Annotated in this window: 8 protein-coding genes; 5 read left to right on the forward strand and 3 right to left on the reverse strand. The window is 62.5% G+C overall.

Annotated features, from left to right (window positions below; genetic code table 11):
* Window positions 1-698 precede the first annotated feature (698 nt).
* The 3 genes from MKZ40_RS11940 to glrR all read left to right on the forward strand — a co-directional run bounded on the left by MKZ40_RS11940 (window position 699) and on the right by glrR (window position 4,314).
* Entirely contained in the window at window positions 699-2,255 is a 1,557-nt protein-coding gene (locus MKZ40_RS11940; RefSeq protein WP_175089923.1) for a HAMP domain-containing sensor histidine kinase, read from the forward strand.
* A gap of 4 nt (window positions 2,256-2,259) precedes the next feature.
* On the forward strand, window positions 2,260-2,826 hold the full coding sequence (locus tag MKZ40_RS11945; RefSeq protein WP_052384557.1) for a hypothetical protein: 567 nt from the start codon (window positions 2,260-2,262) through the stop codon (window positions 2,824-2,826).
* Window positions 2,827-2,946: 120 nt separating this feature from the next.
* Window positions 2,947-4,314: a two-component system response regulator GlrR gene (glrR, locus tag MKZ40_RS11950; RefSeq protein WP_054555312.1), complete on the forward strand. Its 1,368-nt coding sequence runs from the start codon at window positions 2,947-2,949 to the stop codon at window positions 4,312-4,314.
* Between the two features lie 328 nt (window positions 4,315-4,642).
* On the opposite strand, the gene xseA is transcribed toward glrR, so the two are convergent.
* The gene (gene xseA / locus MKZ40_RS11955; RefSeq protein WP_175089921.1) at window positions 4,643-6,013 is read right to left on the reverse strand and encodes an exodeoxyribonuclease VII large subunit; all 1,371 of its coding nucleotides are present in this window, start codon (window positions 6,011-6,013) and stop codon (window positions 4,643-4,645) included.
* Window positions 6,014-6,423: 410 nt separating this feature from the next.
* Between xseA and guaB the strand changes: the two genes are divergently transcribed.
* Together guaB and guaA are read left to right on the forward strand one after the other, a co-directional pair.
* On the forward strand, window positions 6,424-7,893 hold the full coding sequence (guaB, locus tag MKZ40_RS11960; RefSeq protein WP_131431234.1) for an IMP dehydrogenase: 1,470 nt from the start codon (window positions 6,424-6,426) through the stop codon (window positions 7,891-7,893).
* A gap of 165 nt (window positions 7,894-8,058) precedes the next feature.
* On the forward strand, window positions 8,059-9,633 hold the full coding sequence (gene guaA / locus MKZ40_RS11965; RefSeq protein ID WP_175089919.1) for a glutamine-hydrolyzing GMP synthase: 1,575 nt from the start codon (window positions 8,059-8,061) through the stop codon (window positions 9,631-9,633).
* A 174-nt stretch (window positions 9,634-9,807) separates the two neighbouring features.
* Here the strand turns inward: guaA and MKZ40_RS11970 are convergent, their stop codons facing one another.
* Window positions 9,808-9,981, reverse strand: coding sequence for a hypothetical protein (locus MKZ40_RS11970; protein WP_175089917.1), 174 nt, complete (start codon window positions 9,979-9,981; stop codon window positions 9,808-9,810).
* Between the two features lie 339 nt (window positions 9,982-10,320).
* Window positions 10,321-10,912, reverse strand: a 592-nt coding sequence (locus MKZ40_RS11975) for a transposase (RefSeq protein ID WP_282627897.1), incomplete at its 5' end; no start/stop codon positions are given.

A 10,912-nucleotide genomic window follows, 5' to 3' on the forward strand; every position in this document is an offset into this window, starting at 1 on the left:
GCGATGACGGTACTCACTACCCTGTGCGCTCCGTGATCGCTGACAGGCCAAGCGTCTGCTCCACGCGATGTGTGACTTCAGGTTGCGATGAGACAGGTACGGCCCCTGGTGGGCATGGACAGTATCTTGAGGGCAAGGACGCCCGGGCAAGGATGCCCGAAACCGATGCGGTAGCCGGAGAGATTGGCTGCCGTCATCCCCGAATTGACGATCGAGGCGAGCAAGTCGGCAAGCCATCCGACTCGATCATCCACATTGCGATGTGTTGCCCCCTGCTTCACATCCGATAGGGAGCGCGGACGCTGTCCGGCGTGAACGTCAACTGACCTGGAACGACCACTAGGTGACGTTCTTTTCTCCCGGGACTGACAGGCAGACCACCTGTCAGACCCGCCAATCACGTAGTGCCTCTGGTCTCCAGGTACCAGAGGCACCACGTGATGACTGACCCTTCAGTTCCCTGCGTACTTGGGGCCGGCTATGCCGGCCCTCTTTTTTTGTGCGTCTAGCGCTGAATGGCCAACAATTTCATGCGAAACGTTGCCAATGGGGCGGTTTGTCTCGTGGCGGCGTAATGATTTGAATAAGAGTCATATTTATTAACGAACTGGCAACCGCGATGGACGCTGGTGAACTCTGGTATTCTAGGAAGACGTGATTCGATGATGACCACCCCTTTCTTGCATAGAGTTCTTTCCATGGCCTCCACAGTGTCACGACGCTGGCGTCCCCGCTCGCTGCCGCAGCTGGTTCTGATGGCATTTCTGGTGGTGATGCTGCCGATTGCCGTGCTCATGTTTCAAGCAGGGCAGGCGCTGTCGGAGTTGTCGGAACTGGCGGATGTCAGTGCCCGCCAGGCCGTCGACCAGACCCGCCGCGCCCGCACGCTGACCAATCTCGCCGTCGAGATGGAGCGTAGCGCCCGCCAGTACGCCGTGCTGGAAAATCCCGATCTGATGAAGATCTACGCCGACAAGGCCAACAGCTTCCGCACCTTGCTGGATGAGCAGGCGCGCCTGTTGGGCGAGGGTGACCCCCGCGTCAGCGAGTTGAAGGCGACGCTGTCACAGCTCGAGCGCATGCCCGAGATGAGCGTCGACCAGGTCAGTCGCCATCTGGAAGACTTCGGGCCCTTCTCGATCCAGGCCAGCGGCCTGCTCAACTCCACGCGTGAACTCGTCGATGCGCGTATCGAAGGCATCCGCGCCCGCGCCTCCCAGGTCAAGAATCAGCTGTGGTGGCAGACCGCCGCGCTGGTCTCCATCAGTCTGCTGTTGATGCTGTTCTTCACCTGGCTGATCATCCGTCCCATCCGGCAGCTGGAGCGCCGCATCAATGGCCTGGGCAGCGGCACCGACAGCGAGCGACCCATCGTCATCAAGGGGCCGGCGGAGCTGGTGCAGCTGGGCGAGCGCCTCAACTGGCTGTCGACGCGTCTTGATGAGCTCGAGGAGCAGAAGCAGCAGTTCCTGCGTCACATGTCGCATGAGCTCAAGACCCCGCTGGCCAGCATCCGTGAAGGCACCGGCCTGCTGATCGACGAGGTCGCCGGGCCGCTGAGTCCGCACCAGACCGAGATTCTTGGCCTGCTGGATGACTCCAGCAAGGAATTGCAGAAGCTGATCGAGCAACTCCTCGACTACAATCTGCTGCAGCACAATCAGGGCCTCGAACAGAGCCGCTTCGATGTGCATGAAGTGTTCAAGGAAGTGCTGGCAAAACATCGCCTGGCACTGGAAAAGAAAGGCATGCGCGTGCATCTTCCGCCTGCCAGCCTCAGTTGGGAGGCGGACAGGCCGCGTACCGGGCGTATTCTCGACAACCTGATCTCCAATGCCATCGCCTACGGCGAAGACAGCGGTGACCTGTGGTTGAGAGCCCGCAAGGAGCGTCGCAAGCTGATCATCGAAGTCGCCAACAGCGGTGAACCCATCGCCGCCCAGGACCGTGACCACCTGTTCAAGCCCTTCTATCAGGGCGCGGTGAAGCGCAAGGGCCCGCTCAAGGGCTCGGGCATCGGTCTCTCGGTCGCCGCTGACAGCGCCCGCGCCCAATTTGGTCAATTGGCGCTGGTGGATGACCCCAAGGCGGATGTCTGCTTCCGGCTGACATTGTCGACACCGAGTCGCTCGCTGACGTCAGGGGAAGGCAGCGAGCATGAACCGCAGGCAGACAGGGATGCCGCCGGAGCGGATCAGCAGTCCACACCACATGAAATGGCGTCATTGAACGCCATCAAGCACGCAAGGAACTGAAGTGATGAAGGGTCAACGACTACTGATGCGCCTGGCTGCAGGCGTGTTGCTCAGTACGCTTAGCGCCTGTGGCGCCCTGACCAATATCACCATGCCGGGCAGCGAGCCGGAAGTGGTCAGCCCGAGTGTGCGGGAGAGCTGCTATGGCGCCGGCGACCTGCCGGACTTCACCGGCGAGGACTGCCTGCTGGATGAATGGGTCGCCTTCGCGCTGCAGGCCCAGCGTGGCAACAGCGGCTGGCGTGAAAGCACCCTGTTGCAGCTGGAAGGCAACCGCCACGACCGTCGCCTCGCGCGTGCCATCGTGCTCAGCTGGGGCGATGAATCGGACTGGGAGCTGGCCTCCGACCTCTACAAGGCGGACCTGCCCACCGCCCCGAGCCGCCTGCAGCCGCTGCTTCGTCAGTGGCTCAATGGCCTCGAGGAGCGTCGCGGTCTGATCGCCGAGCGTGACAAGAATGACGGTGCCCGTCGCAAGCTCAGCGCCGAGAACGCCCAGCTGACCAAGAAGCTGGAAGCCTTGACGGCCATCGAAGAATCAATCAATTCGCGCCGCCAGAGCACGCCCTGAGCCATCAGAGGCAGACTCTGGCCACGACCCTGTCACTCAATCCCCGCGATTGCATGACGCAAGACTGTGCGGCCCCGACGTCGATGTCCCAGGCCCTCGGGTGTCGCAAGGAGAGTTAGTGTGAAATACGCACAAGCGCATATTCTGCTCGTCGATGATGATGCGAGCCTGCTCAAGCTGCTCGGCATGCGTCTCGAAAGCCGTGGCTTCAAGGTCACGACGGCCAGCAGTGGCCGCGAGGCGCTCAGCCGTCTCGAAGCCGCACGTCCAGACCTGGTCCTGTCCGACCTGCGCATGGATGAAATGGATGGCATGGCCCTGTTCGGTGAGCTGCAGAAGCGTCAGCCGGGCATGCCGGTCATCCTGCTGACCGCACACGGCTCCATCCCTGATGCCGTCAGTGCTACCCGTCAAGGCGTGTTCAGCTTCCTGACCAAGCCGGTCGACAAGGACGAGCTGTTCGCCGCCATCGATGAGGCGCTGGCCCAGGCGCCGCCCGTAAAGGAGGGTGACGATGCCTGGCGCGCTGGCATCATCACTCGCTCCCCGCAGATGGAGCAGATTCTCGAGCAGGCGCGCATGGTAGCGGCATCCGATGTCAGCGTGCTGGTCACCGGCCCGTCCGGTTCGGGCAAGGAGCTGATGGCCAAGGCCATCCACAACGCCAGCCCGCGCGCCTCGCGTCCCTTCGTCGCCATCAACTGTGGCGCGCTGCCGGAGCAGCTGCTGGAAAGCGAGCTGTTCGGTCACGCCAAGGGCTCGTTCACCGGCGCGGTCAGCGCCCACCAGGGCCTGTTCCAGGCGGCGGACGGCGGCACCCTGTTCCTCGACGAGATCGGCGACATGCCGCTGGCGCTGCAGGTCAAGCTGCTGCGTGCCCTGCAGGAACGTCAGATCCGCCCGCTGGGCTCCACCACCTCGGTGCCCATCGACGTGCGCATCATCTCCGCCACGCACCGCAATCTCGACAAGGCGATGCATGACGGCGACTTCCGCGAAGACCTCTACTACCGCCTCAACGTGGTCAATCTGAAGCTGCCCGCCCTGCGCGAGCGTGCCGAGGATGTGCCGCTGCTGGCCAAGTATCTGATCAGTCAGGCCGCCGCGCGCCACAAGCCGTTCGTGAAGGGCTTCTCGCCGGAAGCGCTCAACCTGCTGGCCTCCAGTGCCTGGCCGGGCAACGTGCGTCAGCTGGTCAACGTGGTCGAGCAGTGTGTCGCGCTCACCAGCTCCTCGATGATTCCGGAAGCGCTGGTCTCCCAGGCGCTGGCCGCGGAAGAGAACGCCTTGCCGTCCTTCTCCGAGGCACGTGCCGGTTTCGAGCGCAGCTACCTGATCAAGGTGCTGAAGATCACCGAAGGCAACGTGACCCAGGCGGCGCGTATCGCCGGGCGTAACCGCACCGACTTCTACAAGCTGCTGGGACGTCATGATCTGGAGCCGGGCGTGTTCAAGCCGGGTGCCGAGCAGGGTCCGCCTGATTTTTGATCTAGCGCGCCCGGAGCTGCGCGAAGGGCGTAAGGTCAGAAGCGATCCAACGCGTCCGAAGCCACGCGAAAGGCATGAGGTCAAAAGCGGCCCGGCGCCGTGCAGAAGATCAGGGTCAAAAGCGATCCAGCGCGTCCGAAGCCGCGCGAAGGGCGAAAGGTCAAAAGCGATCCAGCGCACCACTTCTTGCAAGCTCACGCGCGTAAAGCGTGAGATCACAAGCGGCTGGGTGTGTCGGACGTGAAGCGCCCATGAAAAAGCCCCGTTACCGGTTCAGGTAGCGGGGCTTTTTTCGTCTTGGTCTCGTCATGCCGAGGCAAGATAGGGCTCAGGGGCGCGGCTTGTAGCGGCGTTTGACCTCGACGGCGAGGCGGCCTTCGCCGAGGCGGATCGAGAGCATCTCGCCGGGCTGGGTCTGGTGGGCGGCGCGAATCACCTTGCTGTCGCCGGGGGCTTGCGTCTGGCTGGTGCCGACGCGCTCGACGATGGCGTAGCCACGGTTGAGCACATTGAGCGGGCTGACCGCATTCAGCGCGCGCATCGCGCCTTCCAGGCGCTCACGATCAGCGGCCAGGCGACGTGGCAGAGCGTTGTTGAGGCGCGGGGTCAACATCGCCAGTTGCTGACGATGGCGCTGGATGTCGCGCGCGGGGCTGGCCTGCTGTAGGCGGCGGGTCAGCTGATCGGCCTTCTGCTGCTCACTGGTCATGCGCATGCGCACTGCGGTGTGCAGGCGGCGTTCCAGCTCGCGGGCACGCTGGCGCTGGGTTTCCAGCTCACGGGCCGGATGACGCAGGCGCGAACGGGCGTGATCCAGACGCTGCGCCGCCTGATCGAGACGGGCCCGCTGCGCGCGCCACAGACGCTGCTTGAGGCCGGTCAGTTGCTGCACCTGGGCGCGTTGGTCCGGGTACAGCGCCTCGGCTGCAGCGGAGGGCGTCGGCGCGCGCAGGTCGGCGGCCAGTTCCGCCAGGGTGGTGTCGGTCTCGTGGCCGATGGCGGCGACGACAGGCAGGCGCGAGTGGAAGATGGCACGCGCCAGATGCTGGTCATTGAAGGCCCACAGGTCTTCCAGGCTGCCGCCGCCACGCGTGATCAGCAGCGCATCACAGTCGCTGTCGCGATTGGCCATCGCCACCGCGCGAATCAGTTGCGGCACCGCCTGCGGCCCCTGCACGGCGACTGGCAACACGCTCAGATGCGCCTGCGGCCAACGCTTGCGCGTCACCGCGATCACATCCTGCAGCGCAGCGCCGGTCGCGGAGGTGATCACGCCCAGATGGCGCGGCGGATGGGGCAGGGCGCGCTGATTGGCGAACACGCCCTCGGCCGCCAGTTGCTCCCTCAGGCGTGCCAGTCGCGCCAGCCACTCCCCCAGCCCCGCCTGCTGCAACGCCTCGACGATCAGCTGATAGTCGCCACGCGCCTCGAACAGCGACACCTTGGCGCGTACCCGCACCCGATCACCGTCCTTGGGCTTCTCGCGCAGAAACTGGGCACGGCTCTTGAACAGCGCACAGCGCACCTGGGCGTTGTCATCCTTGAGCGTGAAGTAGCAGTGGCCGGAGCGCGGCTGCGAAAAGCCCGAGATCTCCCCCTCGATCCAGAGCTCCCCCAGGCCTCGCTCCAGCAGGCCCTTGGCCTCGCGGTTGAGCTGGGTCACGCTGATGGCGTTGGCGGCAGACGAGGTTTCGAACACGCGACATTCCTTGTGCTGGAGCTGACGGGGAGCTCGTGTCAGGGCGACTATTGAAGCTGGTGAAGAGAACAAGACAATGATGCCACAGGCGAGAAGCGAGAGACGATCCAAAGCGTCCCATGCGCTGCGCTGGGCGGCACCCAGTGAGGCTCGGCTCTGGCAAGGTGACTCACCGCCCGCCAGCCCGCAGGCCGCGCCATCCGTGGCTTTAGTTGACCAGATGGTTAGTGTCGCCGGGACGTGAAGTTGCGAGTTTGATAGCCTGCGACGTTTGTCTCGGGCGGGGCGAATGGGTTATCATGGGTGATTACCTCGCAGCAACCGCTAGAACCGTAGTCATGGCGCCTGTCCATCGGGCCCTGCACTGCGGCTTTCGCGCATCCCTCATAAACTGCTACTGGGCGTTCGACATGCTACGTATAGCGCAAGAAGCTCTGACGTTTGATGACGTTCTTCTCGTCCCCGGCTACTCCGAGGTCCTCCCCAAGGACGTCAGCCTGAGATCACGTCTCACACGCGACATCAGCGTCAATATCCCGCTTATCTCCTCTGCGATGGATACCGTCACCGAAGCTCGCCTGGCCATCGCCATGGCGCAGGAAGGTGGTGTCGGCATCATCCACAAGAGCATGAGCATCGCCCAGCAGGCCGCGGAAGTCCGCAAGGTCAAGAAGCACGAAAGCGTCATCGTGCGTGACCCGGTCACTGTCAGCCCGAAGGCCAAGATCCAGGATCTGCTGGCAATGTCCGAGGAGCATGGCTACTCCGGCTTCCCGGTGGTCGAGGGTGAATACCTGGTCGGCATCGTGACCGGTCGCGACATGCGCTTCCAGCCTGACTTCAGCGATACCGTCGCCGGCATCATGACCGGCCGCGAGAAGCTGGTCACCGTGCTGGAAGGCACGCCGCTGGACCAGATCAAGGCCAAGCTGCAGGAAAGCCGCATCGAGAAGATGCCGATCGTCGATGACGAATTCCGCCTGCGCGGCCTCGTCACCGTTCGCGACATCGAGAAGGTCAAGACCTACCCGAACGCGGCGAAGGACAGCAACGGCAGCCTGCTGGTCGGCGCCGCCGTCGGCACCGGCCCGGAAACCCCGGACCGCGTCGCTGCACTGGCCGAAGCCGGCGTTGACGTCATCGTCGTCGACACCGCTCACGGTCACTCCAAGGGCGTGATCGACCGCGTCGCCTGGGTCAAGGAGCACCACCCGAAGATTCAGGTCATCGGTGGCAACATCGCGACCGCTGAAGCCGCCATCGCCCTGGCAGAAGCCGGCGCAGACGGCGTCAAGGTCGGCATCGGCCCGGGTTCCATCTGCACCACGCGTATCGTCGCCGGTGTCGGTGTGCCGCAGATGAGCGCCGTCGCCAACGTCGCGGCCGCCATGGCCAAGTACGACGTGCCGGTCATCGCCGATGGCGGTATCCGTTTCTCCGGTGACATCGCCAAGGCCATCGCCGCAGGCGCCAGCATCGTCATGATCGGCGGTCTGCTCGCCGGGACGGAAGAAGCCCCGGGCGAAGTCGAGCTGTTCCAGGGTCGTACCTACAAGGCGTATCGCGGCATGGGTTCCATGGGCGCCATGTCCCAGACCCAGGGTTCCAGCGACCGTTACTTCCAGGACAAGAATGCCGGCGTCGAGAAGCTGGTACCGGAAGGCATCGAAGGCCGCGTGCCCTACAAGGGCATGATGAGCGCCATCGTGCACCAGCTGATGGGCGGCCTGCGTGCCTCCATGGGCTACACCGGTAGCCAGACCATCGAAGAGATGCGCACCGTGCCGCAATTCGTGCAGATCACCGGTGCCGGCTTCGCCGAATCCCACGTCCACGACGTGCAGATCACCAAGGAAGCGCCCAACTATCGGCGCGACTGATACATAGCGAAGCGCGACGCAAAGCGGGAGCCCAACACGGGTTCCCGCTTTGCTTGGGTCGAACGAACTTTCGGTATCGGCTACCCTCGACGCCAGATTGTTTCGGCCCTGCGCTCCCTCGCAGCTCCGAAGCGGGTCTCACGACTCCCCAATGAGAGACTGAAGATGCAAGACATCCATTCCCACAAGATCCTGATCCTCGATTTCGGTTCCCAGTACACACAGCTGATCGCGCGTCGCGTGCGTGAGCTGGGCGTGTTCTCCGAGGTGCGTGCCTTCGACATCACCGAAGAAGAGATCCGCGAGTACAACCCCAACGGCATCATCCTGGCCGGTGGCCCGGAATCCGTCACCGAGCTGGACTCGCCGCGTGCGCCTGAGTGCGTGTTCGAGATGGGTCTGCCGGTGTTCGGCATCTGTTACGGCATGCAGACCATGGCCGAGCAGCTCGGCGGCAAGGTCGAAGGCTCCAACGTGCGCGAATTTGGCTATGCCCAGATTCGTGTCGATGGTGAGTCCGCGCTGTTCAAGGACATCAAGGACCACCTGGACGACGAAGGCCGCCCGCTGCTCGACGTCTGGATGAGTCACGGTGACAAGGTCGCGAAAGTCCCGGAGACCTTCACCGTCACCGCCTCCACCCCGAGCTGCCCGATCGCCGCCATGGCGTGGGAAGAGAAGCAGTTCTATGGCGTGCAGTTCCACCCGGAAGTCACCCACACCCTGCAGGGCCAGCGCATCCTCGAGCACTTCGTGATCGAGATCTGCCAGTCCGAGCGTCTGTGGACTCCGGCCAAGATCATCGAAGACCTCACGGATCGCGTTCGCGCTCAGGTCGGTGACCGCAAGGTGCTGCTCGGCCTGTCCGGTGGTGTCGACTCCTCCGTGGTCGCGGCGCTGCTGCACAAGGCCATCGGCGACCAGCTGACCTGCGTCTTCGTCGACAACGGCCTGCTGCGCAAGAATGAAGGCGACCAGGTCATGGAAACCTTCTCTCGCCACATGGGCGTGAAGGTCATCCGTGTTGACGCTGAAGACCTCTTCCTCGGCAAGCTGGCTGGCGTCAGCGATCCGGAAGCCAAGCGCAAGGCCATCGGCAACACCTTCATCGAAGTGTTCGATGCCGAAGCCGCCAAGCTCAAGGATGTCGACTTCCTCGCCCAGGGCACCATCTACCCGGACGTGATCGAATCCGCCGCCAGCAAGACCGGCAAGTCCCACGTCATCAAGTCCCACCACAATGTCGGCGGCCTGCCGGACGACATGAAGATGGAACTGGTCGAGCCGCTGCGCGAACTGTTCAAGGACGAAGTCCGCAAGGTCGGCCTCGAACTCGGCCTGCCCTACGACATGGTCTACCGTCACCCCTTCCCGGGGCCGGGTCTGGGCGTGCGTATCCTCGGTGAAGTGAAGAAGGAATACGCGGATATCCTGCGTGAAGCCGACGCCATCTTCATCGAAGAACTGCACAACTTCGACTGGTACCACAAGACCAGCCAGGCGTTCGCCGTCTTCCTGCCGGTCAAGTCCGTCGGCGTCGTCGGCGATGGCCGCCGTTACGAGTGGGTCATCGGCATCCGTGCCGTCGAGACCGTCGACTTCATGACGGCCCGCTGGGCGCACCTGCCGTATGAGCTGCTGGAGAAGGTCTCCAACCGCATCATCAACGAGCTGGAGCACGTCTCGCGCGTCACCTATGACGTCAGCAGCAAGCCGCCGGCCACCATCGAGTGGGAATGATCGTCTGACGATCCCCCCTCGCTGAGCTGACGCAGCGTTCTGTCGAGACGGTCTCTTGAATTGATCGAGACGAGAACGCAGCAAGCAAAAAGCCCTTCTGGCCATTGGCCGGAAGGGCTTTTTTTGTGGGCACGATTCAGGAAACGCTTACCGCCTCGTTTACTCCAGCTCGGCTCACTCCTGCTTGGCTGGCGCCTGCCTGGCCTTGCGCAGATCGAGCCGTATGCCGTGGGCGGAGTGGAAGTAGCCGAAGTTCGCCATCCTGCGTGCTTCGCCGTCCGGTGTCTGCCATTCGACTTCGGCGTGGTGGTTGCACAGCTCTGGACACTGCCCGAAGATGGAAGCCATCGCCGACAGAATGGAGGTATTCCAAAACAGGTTGGCCGGGCGTGCTATAAGGACATGACGAAATCAGTCGATCAAATCGACAAAATGAGACGCTGGCCGTTTGGCCGACGTAAGTAGTTAGAAAGCATACAGGACGGTGATGGTGCACCGGCCCGCATTTTCACATACATCAAACCGATTATGGTGAAGCTGTAAATTGTTTCTAAATAGAAACTGGTTTGTATTATTTCTGTAACCCCGCGGCTATTAATTAAAATAGTTAATGAAAAGCAAGGCCTTCTTCGAATTGATATTCTTCAGTATGTGTTAAATTGAGTATAATTAAGGCTCTTCGACGTTTCATGTGGATTTGGCTTCATCCAGCATGCGCCCCACGGGGCTGCCGATCAGGTAGATCATCGCAATGAAATTGCTTTCGTTTCGGTAGCCGCGAGCGCGAGATCTGGCAGCCTGAAAGAGGCCGTTCATGCCTTCCAGACGTGCGTTCGTCAGGCCTGAACACCAGCGCCTCACAACCTGGTCGGCATGTCGCTCCAACGTATTGAGTGCTTTTGCCATTGGCTTGAGGAGCGTGTGGCCGGCGACTGCCTCACGCATCACATTGAGGTAATTCGTGATGCGCCAACGAGCCCCGCGCGCTGTCGGTGCGCGACGAATCCACCTCAGCTTTTCCTTGATAATCCATGCATTCGCGGTAGCCCCTTGGTCAGCAACCAGCTCCCGGAGGGCGACCAGCTGCTTTTCCGTCAGGTTGTGGTTATCCATGCTTTTCAGCACTGCCCAGCGCAGGGCCTTGGGATGGGTTTTTTCTCGACGTTCCCGCTTACGCACTTCATCCAACGCCTTGGTGAACGTCTGCACGATATGGAACCAGTCAACCGTCACTCGAGCATCAGGAAGATGTTCAGCAGTGCCATTGAGGAAGGCCGGA

Origin of the sequence: Cobetia sp. BMC6 (genome assembly GCF_029991385.1) — a bacterium.
Taxonomy (GTDB): domain Bacteria; phylum Pseudomonadota; class Gammaproteobacteria; order Pseudomonadales; family Halomonadaceae; genus Cobetia.